Here is a 23,106-nt window from a genome sequence, read left to right on the forward strand (position 1 = left end):
AGCGCCACAGCCGCAATATCAGCAGCCGCAGCAACCGGTAGCGCCGCAGCCGCAGGATACCCTGCTTCATCCGCTGTTAATGCGCAATGGCGACAGTCGTCCACTACACAAACCGACGACGCCGCTGCCTTCTCTGGATTTGCTGACGCCGCCGCCGAGCGAAGTGGAACCCGTAGATACCTTTGCGCTTGAGCAAATGGCGCGTCTGGTAGAGGCGCGTCTGGCTGATTTCCGCATTAAAGCCGATGTCGTCAATTATTCTCCGGGGCCAGTTATCACCCGCTTTGAGCTGAATCTGGCACCGGGCGTAAAAGCGGCGCGTATTTCTAATTTATCACGTGACCTCGCTCGTTCGCTATCAACCGTGGCGGTTCGTGTCGTTGAAGTTATTCCGGGTAAACCTTACGTAGGTCTGGAGTTACCCAACAAAAAACGCCAAACCGTTTACCTGCGCGAAGTGCTGGACAACGCTAAGTTCCGCGATAACCCATCGCCATTAACGATAGTGCTGGGTAAAGATATCGCTGGCGATCCGGTCGTTGCCGATCTGGCAAAAATGCCGCATTTGTTGGTTGCGGGCACTACCGGCTCCGGTAAGTCAGTCGGTGTGAACGCCATGATCCTGAGTATGCTCTATAAAGCGCAGCCGGAAGATGTGCGTTTCATCATGATCGACCCGAAAATGCTGGAGCTTTCGGTATATGAAGGTATTCCGCATCTGCTAACGGAAGTCGTGACCGACATGAAAGATGCTGCCAACGCTTTACGCTGGTGCGTCAACGAAATGGAGCGTCGTTATAAACTGATGTCTGCGCTGGGTGTGCGTAACCTGGCGGGTTATAACGAAAAAATTGCTGAAGCTGACCGTATGATGCGCCCAATACCAGATCCGTACTGGAAACCGGGCGACAGTATGGATGCTCAGCATCCGGTGCTGAAAAAAGAGCCTTATATTGTTGTTCTGGTCGATGAATTTGCCGACCTGATGATGACGGTGGGTAAAAAAGTGGAAGAGCTGATTGCACGTCTGGCGCAAAAAGCCCGTGCCGCAGGTATCCACCTCGTACTGGCAACGCAACGTCCATCAGTTGATGTTATTACAGGTCTGATTAAAGCGAATATTCCGACCCGTATCGCCTTTACGGTATCCAGTAAAATTGACTCACGAACCATTCTCGATCAGGCTGGTGCCGAATCGTTACTGGGCATGGGGGATATGCTCTACTCCGGGCCGAACTCCACCATGCCGGTACGTGTTCATGGTGCCTTTGTTCGGGATCAGGAAGTTCATGCCGTGGTGCAGGACTGGAAAGCGCGTGGTCGCCCACAGTATGTTGATGGCATCACCTCCGACAGTGAAAGCGAAGGTGGCGCGGGCGGTTTCGATGGCGCTGAAGAACTGGATCCGTTGTTCGATCAGGCGGTGCAGTTTGTCACTGAAAAACGCAAAGCGTCAATTTCAGGCGTACAGCGTCAGTTCCGCATTGGTTATAACCGTGCGGCGCGTATTATCGAACAGATGGAAGCGCAGGGGATCGTCAGCGAACAGGGGCACAACGGTAATCGTGAAGTGCTGGCCCCACCGCCGTTTGACTAATGGATGTGTAGGCCGGATAAGACGCAATAGCGTCGCATTCGGCACTCTATCAACTGAAAATTCAGTATTTTCTTCTTTCCTCAAGCTGATTATTAGCCTGGAATAGAGTAGAGGGAACTCCCGTTTGGGAGTGACGTAATTTGAGGAACAATGATGAAAAAAATTGCCATCACCTGTGCATTACTCTCAAGTTTAGTGGCGTCCAGTGTTTGGGCTGATGCCGCAAGCGATCTGAAAAGCCGCCTGGATAAAGTCAGCAGCTTCCACGCCAGCTTCACGCAAAAAGTGACTGACGGTAGCGGCGCGGCGGTGCAGGAAGGTCAGGGCGATCTGTGGGTGAAACGTCCTAACTTGTTCAACTGGCATATGACTCAACCTGATGAAAGCATCCTGGTTTCTGACGGTAAAACACTGTGGTTCTATAACCCGTTCGTTGAGCAGGCTACGGCAACCTGGCTGAAAGATGCTACCGGTAATACGCCGTTTATGCTGATTGCCCGCAACCAGTCCAGCGACTGGCAGCAGTACAATATCAAACAGAATGGCGATGACTTTGTCCTCACGCCGAAAGCCAGCAATGGCAACCTGAAGCAGTTCACCATTAACGTGGGGCGTGACGGCACAATCCATCAGTTTAGCGCGGTGGAGCAGGACGATCAGCGCAGCAGTTATCAACTGAAATCCCAGCAAAATGGCGTTGTGGATGCAGCGAAATTTACCTTCACCCCGCCGCAAGGCGTAACGGTAGATGACCAACGTAAGTAGAGGCACCTGAGTGAGCAATCTGTCGCTCGATTTTTCGGATAATACTTTTCAACCTCTGGCCGCGCGTATGCGGCCAGAAAATTTAGCACAGTATATCGGTCAGCAACATTTGCTGGCTGCGGGGAAGCCGTTGCCGCGCGCTATCGAAGCCGGGCACCTGCATTCAATGATCCTCTGGGGGCCGCCGGGTACGGGTAAAACGACCCTTGCTGAAGTGATCGCCCGCTACGCAAACGCTGATGTGGAACGTATTTCTGCCGTTACTTCTGGTGTGAAAGAGATTCGCGAGGCGATCGAGCGCGCGCGGCAGAACCGCAACGCCGGACGCCGCACCATTCTGTTTGTTGACGAAGTGCATCGCTTCAACAAGAGCCAGCAGGATGCGTTTCTACCGCATATTGAAGATGGCACCATCACTTTCATTGGCGCGACGACTGAAAACCCCTCGTTTGAGCTTAATTCGGCGCTGCTTTCACGTGCCCGCGTCTATCTGCTGAAATCATTGACGACCGAGGATATTGAGCGAGTACTTACTCAGGCGATGGAAGACAAAACGCGCGGCTATGGCGGGCAGGATATTGTTCTGCCAGATGGAACACGCCGTGCGATTGCTGAACTGGTGAATGGTGACGCGCGTCGGGCGTTAAATACGCTGGAAATGATGGCGGATATGGCCGAAGTCGATGGCAGTGGCAAACGTGTCCTGAAGCCCGAATTACTGACGGAAATCGCTGGTGAGCGTAGCGCCCGCTTCGATAACAAAGGCGATCGCTTTTACGATCTGATTTCCGCACTGCATAAATCTGTGCGTGGCAGCGCACCTGATGCGGCGTTGTACTGGTATGCGCGAATTATTACTGCTGGTGGTGATCCGTTATATGTCGCGCGTCGCTGTCTGGCGATAGCGTCGGAAGACGTCGGCAATGCTGACCCACGTGCGATGCAGGTAGCGATTGCTGCATGGGATTGCTTTACCCGTGTTGGTCCGGCAGAAGGCGAACGCGCCATTGCCCAGGCGATTGTTTACCTGGCCTGCGCACCGAAAAGCAACGCTGTGTATACGGCGTTTAAAGCCGCGCTGGCCGATGCTCGCGAACGTCCGGATTATGACGTGCCGGTTCATTTGCGTAATGCGCCGACGAAATTAATGAAGGAAATGGGCTACGGGCAGGAATATCGTTACGCTCATGATGAAGCAAACGCTTATGCGGCCGGAGAGGTTTACTTCCCACCGGAAATAGCACAAACACGCTATTATTTCCCGACAAACAGGGGGCTGGAAGGCAAGATTGGCGAAAAGCTCGCCTGGCTGGCTGAACAGGATCAAAATAGCCCCATAAAACGCTACCGTTAATGTTATCGTTGCGGTAATGTTGTTACTGTATCCCTGTGGTCGCAGGCTGTGGCCACATCTCCCATTTAATTCGATAAGCACAGGATAAGCATGCTCGATCCCAATCTGCTGCGTAATGAGCCAGACGCAGTCGCTGAAAAACTGGCACGCCGGGGCTTTAAGCTGGATGTAGATAAGCTGGGCGCTCTTGAAGAGCGTCGTAAAGTATTGCAGGTCAAAACGGAAAACCTGCAAGCGGAGCGTAACTCCCGATCGAAATCCATTGGCCAGGCGAAAGCGCGCGGGGAAGATATCGAGCCTTTACGTCTGGAAGTGAACAAACTGGGCGAAGAGCTGGATGCAGCAAAAGCCGAGCTGGATGCTTTACAGGCTGAAATTCGCGATATCGCGCTGACAATCCCTAACCTGCCTGCAGATGAAGTGCCGGTGGGTAAAGACGAAAATGACAACGTTGAAGTCAGCCGCTGGGGCACCCCGCGTGAGTTTGACTTTGAAGTTCGTGACCACGTGACGCTGGGTGAAATGCACTCTGGCCTCGACTTTGCAGCAGCGGTTAAGCTGACCGGTTCGCGCTTTGTGGTGATGAAAGGGCAGATCGCACGTATGCACCGCGCATTGTCGCAGTTTATGCTGGATCTGCATACCGAGCAGCATGGCTATAGTGAAAACTATGTCCCGTATCTGGTTAACCAGGATACGCTTTACGGTACAGGTCAGTTGCCGAAATTTGCTGGCGACCTGTTCCATACCCGTCCGCTGGAAGAAGAAGCAGACACCAGTAACTACGCGCTGATCCCAACGGCAGAAGTTCCGCTGACCAACCTGGTTCGCGGTGAAATCATTGATGAAGATGACCTGCCGATTAAGATGACCGCCCATACGCCATGCTTCCGTTCTGAAGCCGGTTCTTATGGTCGTGATACCCGTGGTCTGATCCGTATGCACCAGTTCGACAAAGTTGAAATGGTTCAGATCGTGCGCCCGGAAGACTCTATGGCGGCGCTGGAAGAGATGACCGGTCATGCAGAAAAAGTCCTGCAACTGCTGGGTCTGCCGTACCGTAAAATCATCCTTTGCACTGGTGACATGGGCTTTGGCGCGTGCAAAACTTACGACCTGGAAGTATGGATCCCGGCGCAGAACACCTACCGCGAAATTTCTTCCTGCTCTAACGTCTGGGATTTCCAGGCGCGTCGTATGCAGGCACGCTGCCGCAGCAAGTCTGACAAGAAAACCCGTCTGGTTCATACCCTGAACGGTTCCGGGCTGGCTGTTGGTCGCACGCTGGTTGCGGTAATGGAAAACTATCAGCAGGCCGATGGTCGTATTGAAGTACCAGAAGTTTTGCGTCCATATATGAACGGACTGGAATATATTGGCTAATACCCAATTTTTCTGAATCTAAAAAGCGCCTGCGGGCGCTTTTTTTGTCTCCCTTTGATACCAAACAATAATTACTCGTTACTTAAGCGCAATACTACTTACGAGTGAAAATCTACCTATCCTGTTGATTTTCAAATCATTCGATGTATACAAACCTATATAGCGCCAGCTATAAAAATAATTACACAATACGGTTTGTTACTGGAATTAATCGTGAGCAAGCTTGAGTGAGCCATTATGAAAACGAAAATCCCTGATGCGGTATTGGCTGCTGAGGTGAGTCGCCGTGGTTTGGTTAAAACGACAGCGATCGGTGGCCTGGCGATGGCCAGCAGTGCATTAACATTACCTTTTAGTCGAATAGCGCACGCTGTCGATAACGCCATTGCGGCAAATTCTGACGAGAAAGTTATCTGGAGCGCATGTACAGTTAACTGCGGTAGCCGCTGCCCACTGCGAATGCATGTTGTGGACGGTGAAATCAAATACGTCGAAACAGATAATACCGGTGATGACAATTACGACGGCCTGCATCAGGTACGCGCCTGTTTGCGTGGACGTTCCATGCGTCGCCGCGTTTATAACCCAGACCGCCTGAAATATCCGATGAAACGCGTCGGGGCGCGCGGTGAAGGCAAATTCGAGCGTATTAGCTGGGAAGAAGCCTACGACATTATCGCGACCAATATGCAGCGCCTGATTAAAGAGTACGGTAATGAATCCATCTATCTGAACTACGGTACAGGCACGTTGGGCGGCACCATGACCCGTTCCTGGCCACCGGGAAATACTCTGGTCGCGCGCCTGATGAACTGCTGCGGCGGTTATCTGAACCATTATGGTGATTATTCCTCCGCGCAAATTGCAGAAGGTCTGAACTATACCTATGGCGGCTGGGCGGATGGCAACAGCCCGTCAGATATCGAAAACAGTAAGCTAGTGGTGCTGTTTGGTAATAACCCGGGCGAAACGCGAATGAGCGGCGGCGGGGTAACTTATTACCTTGAACAGGCACGTCAGAAATCAAATGCTCGCATGATCATCATCGATCCGCGCTATACCGACACCGGTGCCGGGCGTGAAGATGAGTGGATCCCAATTCGTCCGGGAACAGATGCCGCACTGGTTAACGGTCTGGCGTACGTCATGATCACCGAAAATCTGGTTGATCAGGAATTCCTCGATAAATATTGCGTTGGCTACGACGAGAAAACCCTGCCAGCCAGTGCGCCGAAAAATGGCCACTACAAAGCCTATATTCTGGGTGAAGGGGCAGACGGCGTTGCCAAAACGCCGGAATGGGCGTCGCAAATCACCGGTGTTCCGGCAGATAAAATCATCAAACTGGCTCGTGAAATCGGCAGTACCAAACCGGCGTTTATCAGCCAGGGGTGGGGGCCGCAGCGTCACGCTAATGGTGAAATCGCAACCCGTGCTATCTCGATGCTGGCGATTCTGACCGGTAACGTTGGTATCAATGGAGGGAACAGCGGCGCGCGTGAAGGTTCATACAGCTTACCGTTTGTCCGTATGCCGACTCTCGAAAATCCGATCCAGACCAGCATATCCATGTTTATGTGGACCGATGCCATTGAACGAGGCCCGGAAATGACGGCGCTGCGTGATGGGGTTCGCGGGAAAGATAAGCTGGATGTGCCGATCAAGATGATCTGGAACTATGCCGGTAACTGCCTGATTAACCAGCATTCAGAAATTAACCGCACCCATGAAATCCTTCAGGATGATAAGAAGTGCGAGCTGATTGTGGTTATCGACTGCCACATGACCTCATCAGCGAAATATGCTGACATCCTGCTGCCGGACTGCACCGCTTCCGAACAGATGGACTTTGCGCTGGATGCATCCTGCGGGAATATGTCTTATGTGATTTTCAACGACCAGGTGATTAAACCGCGCTTTGAATGTAAGACCATCTATGAGATGACCAGCGAACTGGCAAAACGTCTTGGCGTTGAGCAACAGTTTACTGAAGGTCGTACTCAGGAAGAGTGGATGCGCCATCTGTATGCCCAGTCGCGGGAAGCGATTCCTGAACTGCCTACTTTTGAAGAGTTCCGCCAGCAGGGGATCTTTAAAAAGCGCGACCCACAAGGGCATCACGTTGCTTATAAAGCCTTCCGTGAAGATCCGCAGGCTAATCCACTGACCACGCCATCAGGCAAAATTGAGATCTATTCACAGGCGCTGGCTGACATTGCCGCTACCTGGGAATTGCCGGAAGGCGACGTGATCGATCCACTGCCGATCTACACGCCAGGTTTTGAAAGTTATCAGGATCCGCTGAACAAACAGTATCCGCTGCAACTTACAGGTTTCCACTATAAATCTCGCGTTCACTCCACCTACGGCAACGTAGACGTGCTGAAAGCGGCTTGCCGCCAGGAAATGTGGATCAACCCGCTTGATGCGCAAAAACGCGGTATCAGCAACGGCGATAAGGTCAGGATCTTTAACGATCGTGGTGAAGTTCATATTGAGGCGAAAGTGACGCCACGAATGATGCCGGGCGTGGTCGCACTGGGCGAAGGCGCCTGGTATGACCCGGATGCAAAACGTGTCGATAAGGGCGGTTGTATCAACGTACTGACCACTCAACGTCCGTCTCCTCTCGCCAAGGGGAATCCGTCGCATACAAACCTTGTTCAGGTTGAAAAGGTGTAAGGAGTAACCGATGACAACCCAGTATGGATTTTTTATTGATTCCAGCCGTTGCACCGGTTGCAAAACCTGCGAACTGGCTTGTAAAGACTACAAAGATTTGACGCCAGAAGTCAGCTTCCGCCGCATTTATGAATATGCTGGTGGCGACTGGCAGGAGGATAACGGTGTCTGGCATCAAAACGTGTTTGCCTACTATCTCTCGATTTCATGCAATCACTGCGAAGATCCGGCGTGTACCAAAGTCTGCCCGAGCGGTGCGATGCATAAACGTGAAGATGGTTTTGTCGTTGTTGATGAAGATGTGTGCATCGGCTGTCGTTACTGCCATATGGCTTGCCCGTATGGCGCACCGCAGTATAACGAAACCAAAGGGCATATGACCAAATGCGATGGTTGCTATGACCGTGTCGCGGAAGGTAAAAAGCCGATCTGCGTTGAATCTTGTCCGCTGCGGGCGCTGGATTTTGGCCCTATCGACGAGCTGCGTAAAAAACATGGTGATCTGGCGGCCGTTGCGCCATTGCCACGAGCGCACTTTACCAAACCGAATATTGTGATCAAACCTAACGCCAACAGCCGCCCAACCGGGGATACCACTGGCTATCTGGCAAATCCGAAGGAGGTGTGAGATGGGAAGTGGATGGCATGAATGGCCGTTGATGATCTTCACGGTCTTCGGGCAGTGCGTCGTGGGCGGTTTTATCGTTCTGGCATTTGCCTTGTTGAAAGGCGAACTTCGGGCCGATACCCAACAGCGGGTGATTACCTGTATGTTTGGCTTGTGGGTACTGATGGGCATTGGCTTTATCGCCTCAATGCTTCACCTTGGCTCACCCATGCGCGCCTTTAACTCACTCAACCGGGTTGGCTCTTCGGCATTGAGTAATGAAATCGCCAGTGGTTCGATCTTTTTTGCCGTAGGTGGCATCGGCTGGTTGTTGGCAGTGCTGAAAAAACTGTCACCGGCATTACGCACGCTGTGGCTGGTGGTGACGATGATTCTCGGCGTGGTGTTTGTCTGGATGATGGTGCGAGTTTATAACAGCATCGATACCGTACCTACCTGGTACAGCATCTGGACACCGATGGGCTTCTTCCTGACTATGTTTATGGGAGGCCCGCTGCTGGGATATTTGTTACTGCGTCTGGCGGGGGTTAATGGTTGGGTGATGCGTTTACTTCCGGCCATTTCAGTGCTGGCGCTGGTGGTGAGCGGCGTAATGTCTGTAATGCAGGGGGCTGAACTCGCTACGATTCACTCTTCTGTACAACAGGCAGTGGCGTTAGTGCCGGATTACGGTGCGCTGATGGCCTGGCGGATTGTGCTTATCGCCGTGGCACTGTGCTTGTGGATTGTACCTCAGTTAAAAGGTTCTCAGCCTGCGGTATCGCTGCTTTCCGTGTCATTCATCCTGCTTTTGGCTGGTGAGTTAATCGGGCGCGGCGTGTTCTACGGGTTGCATATGACTGTGGGGATGGCCGTTGCCAGCTAAGATGTTTATAACCGGGGTCTCGACCCCGGTTTTCTTTTATTTCTGTTTCGTTAAGGTGTCATAACTGGTCATCAAATTACGATAATCAGGAATGTGGTTAGAGAACAGCGTCGCCAGACCTTCGATATCGTTGCGCCAGTCACGGTGCAGTTCGCAGGCGACACCAAACCACGTCATCAATTGTGCCCCTGCTTGTGACATACGATCCCATGCCGAATGCCGGGTAATTTCGTTAAAGGTTCCTGACGCGTCAGTCACCACAAAGACATCGAAACCTTCTTCAATCGCCGAAAGCGCCGGGAATGCTACGCAAACTTCGGTGACCACTCCGGCGATAATCAACTGCTTTTTACCTGTCGCCTTGACCGCTTTAACAAAATCTTCGTTATCCCAGGCGTTAATATTTCCCGGACGGGCAATATACGGTGCATCCGGGAACTGTGCTTTCAGTTCAGGGACTAATGGGCCGTTAGGACCGGTTTCAAAACTGGTAGTAAGAATGGTGGGTAGATTGAAATATTTGGCTAAGTCACCCAGCGCCAGCACGTTATTTTTAAATTTGTCAGGTTCAATATCCCGCACGAGGGAAAGTAAACCGGCCTGGTGATCAACTAACAAAACAGCAGCATCATTTTTATCGAGACGAACATACGGTTTGGTCATTCTCTTCTCCTTTCGAGAGTCAGTGGTACGCCTGAAATCGTTCAGACGCGATGCGTTGCCCTGAAAGCATAGACGGGAAATTCAGGTTTGCAGTGACCATGAAATTTTTCGACTGAACTAAACATATGAACGTTATGTTAGATCAATAAAAACAATTAGATGAGACTGATTATCTTTTCGTTATTAGTGTTATGAATGAGTAATATAAATCGATAATACAGCCGCTGCGTTATGTACGTATTTTCACCCATTGACAATGTTTTTGGCGGTGGCATGATGCGCATGAAATTTGAACTTCCTCACGGTTTTCATTCATGTCCACGTATACCCGGCCTGTCATGCTTTTGCTGTCTGGCCTACTTTTGTTGACTCTGGCGATCGCGGTGTTAAATACACTCGTGCCGCTATGGCTCGCCCAGGTACACTTGCCCACATGGCAGGTCGGCGTCGTCAGTTCGTCTTATTTTACCGGCAACCTGGTTGGTACTTTACTGACAGGGTATGTCATTAAACGCTTTGGGTTTAATCGCAGCTATTACCTTGCTTCCTTTATTTTTGCTGCGGGTTGTGCCGGGCTTGGCTTGATGATTGGTTTCTGGAGCTGGTTAGCCTGGCGTTTCGTCGCAGGCGTTGGTTGCGCCATGATTTGGGTGGTGGTAGAAAGCGCGCTGATGTGCAGCGGTACGTCACGTAACCGTGGGCGGTTACTTGCCGCCTATATGATGGTTTATTATGTGGGGACGTTTTTAGGCCAGTTACTGCTCAGTAAAGTTTCAACCGAGTTGATGAGCGTATTGCCGTGGGCTACAGGGTTGACCCTGGCAGGGATCTTGCCGCTGCTGTTTACTCGTATCGTGAATCAGCAGGCTGAGAACCATGCTTCGACGCCAATTACGTCAATGCTAAAACTTCGTCAGGCGCGGCTTGGCGTGAACGGCTGTATTATCTCGGGAATCGTTCTGGGTTCTTTGTATGGTCTGATGCCGCTGTACCTCAATCATAAAGGGATTAGCAACGCCAGCATTGGCTTCTGGATGGCGGTTCTGGTTAGTGCTGGTATCCTTGGGCAATGGCCAATTGGTCGTCTGGCAGATAAATTTGGTCGCCTGCTGGTACTGCGCGTTCAGGTATTTGTCGTCATTCTCGGTAGTATTGCGATGTTAAGTCAGGCGGCAATGGCACCTGCGTTGTTCATCCTCGGTGCAGCCGGTTTTACGCTCTATCCGGTGGCGATGGCCTGGGCTTGCGAGAAAGTTGAACATCATCAGCTGGTGGCAATGAATCAGGCGTTATTGTTAAGTTATACCGTCGGTAGTCTGCTTGGCCCGTCTTTTACTGCCATGTTAATGCAGAATTTCTCTGATAATCTGCTGTTTATCATGATCGCCAGTGTGTCGTTTATTTATTTACTCATGCTGCTTCGCAACGCCGGTCATACACCAAAACCCGTTGCTCACGTGTAAATGAATGAGTGCAGAGTGTGAACTGGCTGTTTCGCACTCTGTTTTTTGTTTCCTCTGTACAACTATCTTTTAGCAAATTTTATTCGTAAAAAAATAAAGTGTGCAGCAGGTTATAATTTTGCATTCCGCTATTTCCGCACGTCTTGTTTGCCGCGCATAATTCCTCGTTTTCTAAATATCCATTAAATATTGGCGAAGGATCGATCTATGGCTGGGAACGTTCAGGAAAAACAGTTGCGATGGTACAACATTGCTTTGATGTCATTTATTACCGTTTGGGGCTTTGGCAACGTTGTAAATAACTATGCCAACCAGGGACTGGTGGTTGTTTTTTCATGGGTATTTATTTTTGCGCTCTATTTCACACCTTATGCCCTGATTGTCGGCCAGTTAGGTTCGACCTTTAAAGACGGGAGAGGGGGCGTTAGTACCTGGATTAAACATACCATGGGGCCAGGGCTGGCTTACCTTGCAGCATGGACCTACTGGGTGGTGCATATTCCTTATTTGGCACAAAAACCACAGGCAATACTGATCGCGCTCGGTTGGGCGATGAAAGGCGATGGTTCGTTAATCAAAGAATATTCGGTCGTAGCGTTACAGGGGTTAACGCTGGTGCTGTTTATCTTCTTTATGTGGGTTGCCTCCCGAGGCATGAAGTCACTGAAAATTGTTGGTTCAGTGGCAGGGATTGCGATGTTTGTCATGTCGCTCCTCTATGTGGCGATGGCGGTAACCGCGCCTGCGATTACTGAAGTGCATATTGCGACTACTAATATTACCTGGGAAACATTCATACCACATATCGATTTCACCTACATTACCACCATTTCAATGCTGGTTTTTGCGGTTGGTGGTGCTGAGAAGATTTCTCCTTACGTTAACCAAACACGCAACCCAGGAAAAGAATTTCCAAAAGGGATGTTGTGTCTGGCGGGCATGGTAGCAGTATGTGCGATTCTCGGCTCACTGGCGATGGGGATGATGTTTGACTCGCGCAATATTCCCGATGATTTGATGACTAACGGTCAGTATTACGCCTTCCAGAAGCTGGGGGAGTATTACAATATGGGTAATACCTTAATGGTGATTTATGCCATTGCGAACACTCTGGGGCAAGTTGCCGCACTGGTATTTTCGATTGATGCACCGCTTAAAGTGTTATTAGGCGATGCCGACAGCAAATATATTCCAGCAAGTTTATGTCGTACCAACTCTTCCGGTACGCCCGTGAATGGCTATTTTCTGACTCTGGTGCTGGTGGCGATCCTGATTATGCTCCCGACTCTCGGCATCGGTGATATGAACAATCTCTATAAATGGCTGTTGAATCTTAACTCGGTAGTGATGCCGCTGCGTTATTTGTGGGTATTTGTTGCGTTTATTGCTGTCGTTCGCCTGGCGCAGAAATATAAACCAGAGTATGTCTTTATTCGTAATAAGCCGATGGCAATGACCGTCGGGATATGGTGTTTTGCCTTTACCGCTTTTGCCTGCCTGACAGGAATTTTCCCTAAAATGGAAGCCTTCACTGCAGAGTGGACATTCCAATTGGCACTGAACATTACTACGCCATTTGTCCTCGTTGGACTGGGGCTGATATTCCCGCTGCTTGCACGTAAAGCGAATACAAAATAGTCATCATGCCCCGGTTCGCCGGGGCTGTGATATCAAATAGACTAAAATTAGATCAGGCCTGATAAGGCAAAAGTTAAGTTTTTCTTAAGAGATGAAAGAAAATCAACGCTACCGTGATAATACGAATTTTAGTTATCGGAGACCATTATTTTTAGATATGGTGATAGTTTTAATTATTGGTTATTTTGCAAGTTATTATTTTGGGCTCTGGAGTAAACTCTTGTGCATAGTAATAACATGATTTTTACGGCTAAATTTTCAACAAAGATTGGTAATGTAAACTCGTATTTTTTGATCTGCATCAATGAATTCGCACGTTGCTAATTATGGTTAAATTTGCTGAGAATGATTGCGGTTATTGTTTGGATATGCAGATGGTATATTGATTTATCGGTGTAATATTCTGACAAAATGAAATTTTATAGTGTTTTAATCTGACAAAAATCATATCCCGACAGAATCCGCTCATACCTGGTGTAGTTCACAGTCTTTTTTTTATAAATAAAATAGTGCTCTAATGTTGCATCTATTGTTTTATCAAACGCGTATTCCTGAAAATATTTATCTGTTAGGGTGATGGACAAATTACAGTCACTGGCAGTGAAATTTTGATGCCCACTTTCTGACTGAACCTTACCTTAAGGTTATTAATTAATATATTTTTGGCTCAGAGAGCTGTATTACACATGTCTCAAAAAAGATAAATAAACAGAAAGGATTACTCACAATAGATACTAATAACACTTTTGGATAGTTATAGAGTAGAAGCCACGACTCAGCAGGATGTAGTAGCTGTGTTGTTATAAGTTAATTTTTTCATGGCTAAATTATTTCGTTGAAAAATTAACGAAAGGCGGTAGCGTGGGTGAAAGATACAAAATGAGTGTTACATATAACAATATTACCTTGGTTAAAATAGAATGAATGATAATCACTTGTGGAAATTAAGAAAAAATTAATCTTCTCATCATGACATATTTGTTATATGGAATAGTGAAATTAATAAAATCATAAAGAGGAGGGCAACATCGTCTAATATACAGAACGTTATACGATATGATATGAAGCTATTAATAACATTTTAGTCAGAATACCAGTATGTATAGCATTACCGAAAAATTAAACTCAAGATTTAACACTGCGGTTATATTAGCTGTTACTGTCTATATTGTCTTGTCATTTATTACCGCAATTGATTTCCATAAAAAAATAGCAGAAAACTCTGCACAGATTAACCTTATACTCATCAATAACAATTTGAATAATTTTTTTTCTAAAGTTGAAAAAGAGGCTGATGCATTAAAAGATGCAATCTATCTGTTACATGATGAAGATGAAATAAAGCGAGCAGTCCTTCATCGCATGAAAAAATAGACGCGGTTAATTTAGTAGGGATAATGCTCAATAATGGAAAATATCTTAGCTTTATTCGAACTGAGAATGGGGAGGTAAAATTTCTTGGGCAATCAGAACCCGGTAAACCTTTTATTGGTGACGATGGTGATATCAGCGATAACTACTTTAATCCGGAATCACGACCATGGAATAAATTACCGAGGGGGACTTATTCAAAATGGTCACCATGGTATAATTGTTATGGTATTGCCGGAAAAAAATGTTTTTCGTTTTCACTACGACCATCCGAAGAAGAAAAAAAATCATTTGCTTTGAAACTAATACATCTGGATCTTGATGAAAAATATTTCAGTAATTTTTTAAATAAACTGGCTGGTGATTCTGATATTTTATTCATGGAACAAAACAAAAGGATTATGGTGGGTAATGAAAAATCAATGTTACATCTTATTGTCCGTGATTTATCGGGAAGTTATAACATAAGCAATAATAGTGGCAACTATACAGATAATGTTATCTCACTCCCCAGGCTTCCTGATGTCAGATTCCATTATTTCCACTATCAAAAATCAGAAGATACAAACATCAATAAATATTTTACACTGATGTTTTTATGTGGCTTGGTTTGTTTCTGTTTATTATGGTATATCGTTGAAAAAATAACAAGAAAAATCAAAGGTGAATCCAGCAAACTGATAGAACATCTGAAAAAATTAGCTAATTCAGTATATCGCAACGACACAATTGATATTGTGCAAAATGACAGTGGTGAGATTGTTGAACTCAAAAAAATCATTAATAATATCAGCAGTAAATACAAGGAGCGTATGGACCGATTACTTAATCTTGTGTCCTATGAACAAGGAAGTTGCTTTTATATTAATAAGGCTATTATTGAAACTAATAATAAAACCTATTTGGCAATTGGTATGCTTTGCATCTATGGATTAGAGTTTGTTGAAGCGGTATATGGAAGTCAGAAATTTCATGAAATTTTTAATGATATAAAATCTAAGATATCACAAAAATATTCAAAATATTGTGATATCGTAAAAATCTCAACTGAAACATACTTGTTGCTATGTCACACTGATTGCGAAGAGTTCATCGAAAAATTATCGGTTTTAAACTTTCCTGAACATATATTTTGCATAAGAAATATATATATCCACAAGATTGCCATTTGCGAAAATTTTTCAGGGGAAAATGTATCGATTTATGAAAGGAAACTGAAACTGGCATTAACAGCTATGCGGGAAAATAAAGAATCTGAATTTATTTTTTATGATGACATCAAAGTCCATGAACTTGATCAAAAGATCTGGGTGGCAGGAAATATAAAAAAAGCGATTGCGAGTAATGAGCTTTATTTAGTATATCAACCGATTGTTGATATGGATAATAATAGGGTTGTAGGCGCGGAGGCGTTATGTCGCTGGTTGTCCTGCGAAAATGGGGTAATACCGCCATCAATTTTTGTACCTGTTGCTGAAGAAATAGGATTAATTAAAGAACTGGGTGATTTTGTTCTCGAAACAGCTATTAGCGAATTTGGGGTGTTTAGTTGTGAATATGAGGTTGCTAACGATTTTCTCCTGCATATCAATGTTTCTCCCTGGCAATTAAATGAATTTGACTTCCACACTCGTGTTCTTACTTTAATTAATGCATTTGGTGTAAATGCTGAACAAATCTGCCTGGAGATCACCGAATCAGCAGTAAAAGATATAAATGATAGCTTTTACAATAATATAAATATTTTAAAAGAAAATGGTATCAAGATTTCCCTTGATGATTTCGGAAGTGGATTAGCTGACCTGAAAAAACTTTATAAAGTGAGACCTGATAGCATTAAAATTGATTCAGAGTTTACCTCTGGTATTTTCGATGAAACTAACAAGGTTGTATATTTTATATCCAGTCTTGCTCGTGAAGAAAATATGCCGGTAATAGCTGAAGGTGTTGAAACTGAAAATCAGGCTAGAGAGTTGCAAAAATTAGGATTTTCTCATGTTCAGGGATACTTATACCAGAAACCGTTACCGTTTTCAGAATGGCATATAGACAACAAACCGAAAAAAAGAAAATAAAGCAATGTTCAAATATAAAAAAAGGCGGCAGTGATCTGTTTTTTGTATTTTTTGTGCGTCGCTGTAGTAACTTGTTATTTATACACCATTTATGTTAAAGGCCGCATTAATTCGGTGAAGGTATCTATTGTAGATAGTGGGCTTGCAATAGCTAATGTTTCTGAGTATCGCCGCTCAGTATCTAATAATATATTTTATGAACTTGAGGTTTCGCCAGAAGAGTTGTTAAAAAAAATACGCAATAGCTTTGCTGGCTATGAAAACCCTGGATATTTGTATGATCTCGGTCCTTATATGATTAGCGATGGTAAATGTATCAAAGTCACAACGAAAGGGGATAATTTTTGTGACGACATAGTTTCCTCTATTCGGGTAATTAATGAATTTGAAAGAGGCATTATTAGCTTAAAAAATAAGTGCTATGTTTATTATGCTCATCCCATTGCAAAACGTACAAGTTTGATATCAGTGGTAGATCCTGAACGTTATTTATCTTTGATAAGAAATCAATCAGGGGAACGAGAAGATATCTATGTCTCATTTTATGATATTAATGATAATGAAAAGAAAATCGCAGGTGATGATTTTTTGATAAATGATGCAGTATTTGAGATGTCAGCTATCACTCTGTCGTATTCTTATCTTCCAGAAATGATGTTTATTGTTGCCTATAAAAAAAGTAAATATCTATATATATGTGCGTTTTTCGTTTTTGCATCGGCAATATCTGCAGTCATAATGTATGTTTATTATGTCAAATTATTGCGTGATATTATAAATAAGGGTAGATTGGAAAAAGAATCTATATTGTCGAATCATCAATATGATTTACGTGGAGAAAATCTATTCTTTAATACGGAAGAGATTAATGCAATTCGAGAGATATATGACTTTGGCACTTGTGATGCATTAACCAGGGCTTCTGGTCGCCGGAGTTTTGATAAAGAAATCAAGATGCTGAGAAAAAGTTTTGGCTACCTGTGTCTATTTGATGTGGATAAATTTAAAACCATTAATGATAAGTTTGGTCATTTATTTGGTGATGAAGTACTCATCAAACTTGTTAATATCATTAAAGAAGAGTTACCCCGTCGTGAAGGGGAAATATACCGGTTTGGCGGTGATGAGTTTGCTATTATTTATTATGAGAAAGATAAAAATAAGCTATCAAGAATTTTGCACAGAGTTGTTCATTTCGCCATTGGTGGGTTAAATTGTAGTTGCAGTATAGGTGTTGCCAGCACAGACGAGTGCATGAATAACATTGAACGGTTGAAATTGCTGGCAGATGAACGGTTATATAAAAGTAAGCAAAATGGCCGAGCACAGATAACGTGGTGTTGATATTTTAATTTGCATGGCATTGGTCATCGATGTTTATAAAAATCACACAGTTCAAGTTATATTATTAATGAATCGTTAAGTGCAATGCTCATAAAAAATAAAGTAATATTAAACAAAATCCTTTTGGTTGTTGCTATACTGCTATGTTTTGTCTTTTTATCAATTATTGAACAGCCCCTTGGATTTTATCAACAAACATTATTTTCAATTATTATTTGTATCGCTGCTATCTTCCTTAATTTTCTCAAAGGAAGGATGATTACTCTGATTCTAATGGGTGTTGGAATACTCTTATCATCCCGATATCTATGGTGGCGTTACTCTTCTTCAGTAATTCTGGATGAATTTCCAGACTGTTTATTTTCAGTCACGCTATTAGTTGCTGAAACGTATGCATGGTTTGTTTTATTACTTGGTTACTTTCAGGTTTGCTTCCCGCTGAACCGAGAAAGTATACCCTTACCAGAGAATAAAGAAGAATGGCCCGTTGTTGATATATTAATCCCCACATATAACGAACCCTTTACAGTCGTGAAGAATACAGTTTATGGTGCGTTGGCCTTAGACTGGCCAACGGATAAACTAAATATCTGGCTCCTTGATGATGGCGCCAGGGACGAGTTCAGGAAATTCGCGAACGAGTCAGGAATTTACTATGTCGCAAGAGAAACACATGAACATGCTAAGGCCGGAAATATAAATAATGCGCTTAAAATAGCTAATGGCGAATTTGTTGCTATTTTCGATTGCGATCATATACCCTCAGTTTCTTTTTTAAAGAAAACGATGGGCTGGTTTATCGCCGATAAAAAATTATCTATGTTGCAAACACCACATCATTTTTTTTCCCCCGATCCTTTTGAGCGAAATTTGGGACAGTTCCGGCAAAAGCCAAATGAAGGACACCTTTTTTATGGATTAATCCAGAATGGTACGGATACATGGAATGCTTCATTTTTTTGTGGTTCATGTGCAATCATCCGTAGATCTGCTCTGGATGAGGTTGGAGGCATTGCAGTCGAAACAGTAACAGAAGATGCGCATACGTCGTTACGCTTGCATCGTGCAGGTTATAACTCTGCGTATCTTCGCTATCCTCTGGCTGCCGGGCTAGCCACCGAAACATTGTCTGCTCATATTGGACAACGGATTCGGTGGGCTCGAGGCATGATTCAAATCTTGCGTATTGACAATCCATTATTGGGCAAGGGGCTGACATTATCACAGCGCCTTTGCTATCTCAGCAGCATGATGCATTTTTTATCAGGTGTGCCACGACTGATTTTCTTGTTCGCACCGTTATGTCCTATTTTCTTTTCGGTCAATCTGATCGATGCATCAGTTGCAGATATTATGTCTTATGTTTTACCTTATCTATTTGTTATTATTTTAACTAATTCAAGAGTACAAGGTAAATACAGACATTCATTCTGGAATGAGATTTATGAAATGGTTCTGGCCTGGTATATTACGCTACCAACGCTTGTAGCTTTACTTGCGCCAGCAAAAGGTCGTTTTAACGTTACGGCCAAAGGGGGACTGATAAAAAATAAGTTTGTTGACTGGCGAATTTCCTATCCCTATCTTATTTTTGCTATTTTAAATGTAATCGGGCTGATAATAGGTGTTATTAATGTTTATAGTTTGCAAGGGCATATTGCCATCTTGAATTTGTTTTGTTTAATCTGGTTGTTTTATAATGCAATTATTATTGGCGCAACTTTGGCTGTTTCTATTGAACAAAAGCAGGTGCGTTTTTCTCCCCGTATTGATGTTTCTTTCAAGGGCGTTATACAACTGGATGATGGACGGCGCTATCCTTGTTCTGTTCTTGATTTTTCCGAAGGAGGATTAGGTGTAACCCTTGATAATATCTCCGACGTAAAAGATATGCTTAAAGCACAGCAATTGTCTCTTTATCTGGATGATAGCAACGGGAAATGTGATATTCCGGTAGAAATAGTTCATGCTTACAATAATAAAATTGGTCTGAAGATTATGCCAATGAGTTATGAACAAAGTGTTAATTATGTAAGGACAACGTTTTCTCGTGATTCATTATGGCAAGAGTGGAATAATAAAATTAGACGGGACAATATTCTAAAGAGTTTTTTTGAAATATGTTTCATCTCTCTGAAAGGTTATTGCAATATGGTTTTTTATATTCTGCGGACGCTGAAAAGCAGTTCCAAAAGTTAGTTCTAATTTCTGACTGCTAATTAAATATATTGTTTGTGTTTATTATGGTTGTTGAATTTTTTAAAATGGAAAGAAAATTTTTGAGATTAAGTGCTGCGATAATTGGCTTGGGGTTATTATGTTTTTACCAGGCAAATACAGCATCGGCTACAGATACATTAATCAGTAAGTCTTCCTCTGGAGAAGTATTACCATCTATCCAGAAGACAAATATCTCTGCTTATGCGAAAGAGTCGTCTCGCCATTTTAAACTCCCATTTACACAAATCGCACCAGCTCCAGGAAACATAGTCCTGAATGGCGTTAACCCACAGGGGCAAATTGAGTTTGGTATGCGTAGCGATGAAATAGTATCAGAAGCAAAACTAAAACTTGAATACACTCCATCACCGTCGCTGATCCCTGTCCAGTCACAGCTTAAGGTCTATCTTAATGACGAGTTGATGGGGGTATTGCCGATTACCAAAGAACAACTGGGGAAAAAAACGCTGGCGGAAATAACTCTTAACCCATTGTATTTTTCTGATTTTAATCGCTTGCGCCTCGAATTAATTAGTCACTACCAGAGCGCCTGTGAAAACCCGACCAGCAGCAATTTGTGGCTTGATATTGGACGTACCAGTGAACTTGAACTGGTATTTCAGAGACTTAATCTGAAAAATGATCTTTCATATTTTCCTGTACCGTTTTTTGACCCGCGAGATAACCGCACTAATACATTGCCGATGGTTTTTGCCGGTACTCCTGAGACTGGTTTGCAGCAGGCATCAGCTATTGTCGCTTCGTGGTTTGGTGCGCAATCTGGCTGGCGTGGTCACCGATTTCCGGTTTTCTATAACCAGTTACCGGAAAGTAATGCAGTGGTCTTTGCCACTAACAATAGACGCCCGGACTTTCTGCGCGAGCATCCGTTGGTGAATGCGCCTGTTATTAAAATGATCAGTCATCCACAAAATCCTTTTATCAAATTGCTGGTACTTTTGGGCCGCGATGACAAAGATTTATTACAGGCGGCAAAAGGCCTTGCACAGGGAAATATACTTTTTCGCGGCGATAGTGTGATCGTAAATGAAGTGACGCCGTTACTGCCGCGTAAACCTTATGATGCGCCAAACTGGGTACGCACTGACCGTCCTGTAACTTTCGCAGAGCTTAAAAATTATGAAGGGCAGTTACAGGCAAGTGGCCTGGAGTCTGCGGCAATTAATGTTTCATTTAATTTGCCACCTGATCTTTTTCTATTGCGTAATCGTGGGGTTGATATGAAGATTAACTATCGCTATACCACGCCAACGATAGGTGGTTCACGCATGGATGTCAGCCTTAATAACCAGTACCTTGAATCTTTCCGGCTAAGTCCGCAATCTGCTACCGATAGATTGTTGTTACGTTTACCGTTATTGCAAGAATTGTTGGATGGTAATAATGGAATTACCATTCCTGCGCTGACGTTGGGGGCGCTTAATCAATTGCGATTTAATTTTGAGTACATTAATACAATGCCGCGTTCTGATGCTGATAGCTGTATTATTTCCAGGCCTCTAAAAAATCATGCGGTTATTGCAGATGATTCCACTATCGATTTTTCAAAGTACCATCACTTTATCGCAATGCCAGATTTACGCGCTTTTGCCAGCTCAGGCTTTCCATTTAGCCGCATGGCCGATCTATCAGAAACGGTTGTGGTTATGCCTGAAAACCCTGGTACAACGCAAGTTGAAACATTATTAAATACCCTTGGACTGATTGGTGCTCAAACTGGATTTCCGGCAATTAATCTGACAATTACTGATGATATAGGTTCTGTCCAGGGTAAGGATTCAGATATTCTGCTTATAGGAACACTTCCGCAAGAATTTGCAGACAATCAGCAAATTAATCTGCTCATTGAGGCAACAACGAGTTGGGTAAAAAGCCCAATGCGGAACACTGATTACGCAAAAATTATGGCAGATAAAAACGATCAAAAACCTGAAATACAAACAACTATAAATTCTCCATTGTCAATGGCGGCGATAGTTGGTTTTCAGTCCCCATATCATGCCCAACGTAGCGTAATTGCTTTAATGTCCGAGGGATCACGCGGCGATACGCTACTCAACAATGCGTTAATTAATAGTACAAAACGCGGCAATATTTTTGGTTCAGTCGCGGTTATTCGCGAATCTGGCGTCAATAGTTTACAGGTTGGAGATACTTATTACGTTGGGCATCTCCCCTGGATTGAACGAGTGCAATATGTGTTAGCCAGACATCCCATTCTACTGGCAGTCCTGGCAACTCTCAGTGTGGTGCTATTGGCGTGGGTAGTATGGCGTCTGTTACGTACCATTAGTCGCCGTCGTCTGAACCCTCATCAACAGTAATTCATCATCATTTCTATTTTGCGGCTCCATTCTGTCCTGACTTTATACAGGCAGGGAGCTGCGCCCGTTCTGTTTTTAATAAAAAGTGAGTTAACACCTGATTGAGACAGGCATGTACAAATTCACCCTAAATTTACTCACAATATCCCTTGGTTTGGCGGTAATGTCGATGGCGAAAGCCACTCCAACTGCACACAAGCTGTTAATGGCGCAGATTCGGTTAGGCGAAGACATTCATCGTGAAGATCTGGTCGAACAGTCGCTTTATCGTCTTGAATTGGCGGAACCTGATAATCCAGATGTCGTTGCGGCGCGTTTTCGCTATCTGCTGCGTAAGGGGGATATTGAAGGTGCGCAAAAACAACTTGCCAGACTTTCCCTGTTCGCTCCTGATTCAAAAATATATAAAGCATCGCGCACGGCCATGCGACTTTCTTCGCCTGAGGGGCGTCAGGCACTGCAAATGGCACGCTTACAAGCTATTTCCGGGCGACATAAAGAGGCTATCGACAGTTACGACAAGCTATTTAACGGGGCACCGCCAGATATCGAAATGGCGCTGGAATACTGGGGGGCAATGACGCAAATTGCCTCCCGTCGCAACGAAGCGATTCGTCAGTTGAAAATACTTAATATTGATAATCCTGACTCTGGTGCCATATTTGGGGCGCTGGGGCAGGCGTATTCCCAGAATGGCGATCGCGCTAATGCGG

At 44.8% G+C, this 23,106-nt stretch carries 15 protein-coding genes and 1 pseudogene; 15 read left to right on the top strand and 1 reads right to left on the bottom strand.

The annotated features are described in order from the left end of the window. From EQY_RS0111170 to EQY_RS0111200, 7 genes are all read left to right on the top strand, one after another. The coding region (locus tag EQY_RS0111170) for a DNA translocase FtsK (RefSeq protein WP_000740704.1) at nt 1-1,597 on the top strand (1,597 nt) is incomplete at its 5' end. Nucleotides 1,598-1,750: 153 nt separating this feature from the next. Next, entirely contained in the window at nt 1,751-2,362 is a 612-nt protein-coding gene (lolA, locus tag EQY_RS0111175) for an outer membrane lipoprotein periplasmic chaperone LolA (RefSeq protein ID WP_021550529.1), read from the top strand. 10 nt (nt 2,363-2,372) lie between these two features. Further along, on the top strand, nt 2,373-3,716 hold the full coding sequence (rarA, locus tag EQY_RS0111180; protein ID WP_000067774.1) for a replication-associated recombination protein RarA: 1,344 nt from the start codon (nt 2,373-2,375) through the stop codon (nt 3,714-3,716). Between the two features lie 90 nt (nt 3,717-3,806). After that, nucleotides 3,807-5,099 (top strand): serine--tRNA ligase, encoded by a 1,293-nt coding sequence (gene serS / locus EQY_RS0111185; protein WP_000886683.1) that lies wholly within the window; start codon nt 3,807-3,809, stop codon nt 5,097-5,099. A 237-nt stretch (nt 5,100-5,336) separates the two neighbouring features. After that, a complete protein-coding gene (dmsA, locus tag EQY_RS0111190) occupies nt 5,337-7,781 on the top strand; it encodes a dimethylsulfoxide reductase subunit A (protein WP_000850275.1) in 2,445 nt (814 codons plus the stop codon). 10 nt (nt 7,782-7,791) lie between these two features. After that, nucleotides 7,792-8,409, top strand: coding sequence for a dimethylsulfoxide reductase iron-sulfur subunit DmsB (gene dmsB, locus EQY_RS0111195; protein ID WP_000213098.1), 618 nt, complete (start codon nt 7,792-7,794; stop codon nt 8,407-8,409). Nucleotide 8,410: 1 nt separating this feature from the next. After that, on the top strand, nt 8,411-9,274 hold the full coding sequence (locus tag EQY_RS0111200; RefSeq protein ID WP_000534711.1) for a dimethyl sulfoxide reductase anchor subunit family protein: 864 nt from the start codon (nt 8,411-8,413) through the stop codon (nt 9,272-9,274). A 36-nt stretch (nt 9,275-9,310) separates the two neighbouring features. On the opposite strand, the gene ycaC is transcribed toward EQY_RS0111200, so the two are convergent. Further along, on the bottom strand, nt 9,311-9,937 hold the full coding sequence (gene ycaC, locus EQY_RS0111205; protein WP_000165876.1) for an isochorismate family cysteine hydrolase YcaC: 627 nt from the start codon (nt 9,935-9,937) through the stop codon (nt 9,311-9,313). 314 nt (nt 9,938-10,251) lie between these two features. On the opposite strand from ycaC, the gene EQY_RS0111210 reads away from it, so the two are divergent. The 8 genes and pseudogenes from EQY_RS0111210 to EQY_RS0111240 all read left to right on the top strand — a co-directional run. After that, a complete protein-coding gene (locus tag EQY_RS0111210; RefSeq protein WP_000109306.1) occupies nt 10,252-11,400 on the top strand; it encodes an MFS transporter in 1,149 nt (382 codons plus the stop codon). Nucleotides 11,401-11,607: 207 nt separating this feature from the next. Then, nucleotides 11,608-13,038 carry an APC family permease gene (locus tag EQY_RS0111215; RefSeq protein WP_000918534.1) on the top strand — a complete coding sequence of 477 codons (1,431 nt, stop codon included), beginning with the start codon at nt 11,608-11,610 and terminating at the stop codon, nt 13,036-13,038. A 1,098-nt stretch (nt 13,039-14,136) separates the two neighbouring features. Continuing rightward, nucleotides 14,137-14,412, top strand: coding sequence for a CHASE9 sensor domain-containing protein (locus tag EQY_RS26775; protein WP_502525943.1), 276 nt, complete (start codon nt 14,137-14,139; stop codon nt 14,410-14,412). Nucleotides 14,413-14,435: 23 nt separating this feature from the next. After that, a complete protein-coding gene (locus tag EQY_RS27530) occupies nt 14,436-16,484 on the top strand; it encodes a sensor domain-containing phosphodiesterase (RefSeq protein ID WP_502525944.1) in 2,049 nt (682 codons plus the stop codon). A gap of 114 nt (nt 16,485-16,598) precedes the next feature. Then, the gene (locus tag EQY_RS0111225) at nt 16,599-17,828 is read left to right on the top strand and encodes a GGDEF domain-containing protein (RefSeq protein ID WP_237712263.1); all 1,230 of its coding nucleotides are present in this window, start codon (nt 16,599-16,601) and stop codon (nt 17,826-17,828) included. A gap of 84 nt (nt 17,829-17,912) precedes the next feature. Next, entirely contained in the window at nt 17,913-20,027 is a 2,115-nt protein-coding gene (gene bcsA, locus EQY_RS0111230; protein ID WP_000905832.1) for a UDP-forming cellulose synthase catalytic subunit, read from the top strand. A gap of 65 nt (nt 20,028-20,092) precedes the next feature. Further along, entirely contained in the window at nt 20,093-22,393 is a 2,301-nt protein-coding gene (gene bcsB, locus EQY_RS0111235) for a cellulose biosynthesis cyclic di-GMP-binding regulatory protein BcsB (protein ID WP_071987939.1), read from the top strand. A 112-nt stretch (nt 22,394-22,505) separates the two neighbouring features. Continuing rightward, a pseudogene (locus EQY_RS0111240) lies at nt 22,506-23,106 on the top strand (cellulose synthase complex outer membrane protein BcsC); the annotation flags it as partial.

Source organism: Escherichia sp. TW14182 (assembly GCF_000208525.1).
Lineage (GTDB): Bacteria > Pseudomonadota > Gammaproteobacteria > Enterobacterales > Enterobacteriaceae > Escherichia > Escherichia ruysiae.

Excerpts from the sequence above, each read along its gene's own strand:
- bcsB (WP_071987939.1), top strand. The coding sequence starts at position 20,093 with ATGGAAAGAAAATTTTTGAGATTAAGTGCTGCGATAATTGGCTTGGGG.
- lolA (WP_021550529.1), top strand. The coding sequence starts at position 1,751 with ATGAAAAAAATTGCCATCACCTGTGCATTACTCTCAAGTTTAGTGGCG.
- bcsA (WP_000905832.1), top strand. The coding sequence starts at position 17,913 with ATGCTCATAAAAAATAAAGTAATATTAAACAAAATCCTTTTGGTTGTT.
- dmsA (WP_000850275.1), top strand. The coding sequence starts at position 5,337 with ATGAAAACGAAAATCCCTGATGCGGTATTGGCTGCTGAGGTGAGTCGC.
- ycaC (WP_000165876.1), bottom strand. The coding sequence starts at position 9,937 with ATGACCAAACCGTATGTTCGTCTCGATAAAAATGATGCTGCTGTTTTG.
- serS (WP_000886683.1), top strand. The coding sequence starts at position 3,807 with ATGCTCGATCCCAATCTGCTGCGTAATGAGCCAGACGCAGTCGCTGAA.
- dmsB (WP_000213098.1), top strand. The coding sequence starts at position 7,792 with ATGACAACCCAGTATGGATTTTTTATTGATTCCAGCCGTTGCACCGGT.
- EQY_RS0111215 (WP_000918534.1), top strand. The coding sequence starts at position 11,608 with ATGGCTGGGAACGTTCAGGAAAAACAGTTGCGATGGTACAACATTGCT.
- EQY_RS26775 (WP_502525943.1), top strand. The coding sequence starts at position 14,137 with ATGTATAGCATTACCGAAAAATTAAACTCAAGATTTAACACTGCGGTT.
- EQY_RS0111200 (WP_000534711.1), top strand. The coding sequence starts at position 8,411 with ATGGGAAGTGGATGGCATGAATGGCCGTTGATGATCTTCACGGTCTTC.
- EQY_RS0111210 (WP_000109306.1), top strand. The coding sequence starts at position 10,252 with ATGTCCACGTATACCCGGCCTGTCATGCTTTTGCTGTCTGGCCTACTT.
- EQY_RS27530 (WP_502525944.1), top strand. The coding sequence starts at position 14,436 with ATGCTCAATAATGGAAAATATCTTAGCTTTATTCGAACTGAGAATGGG.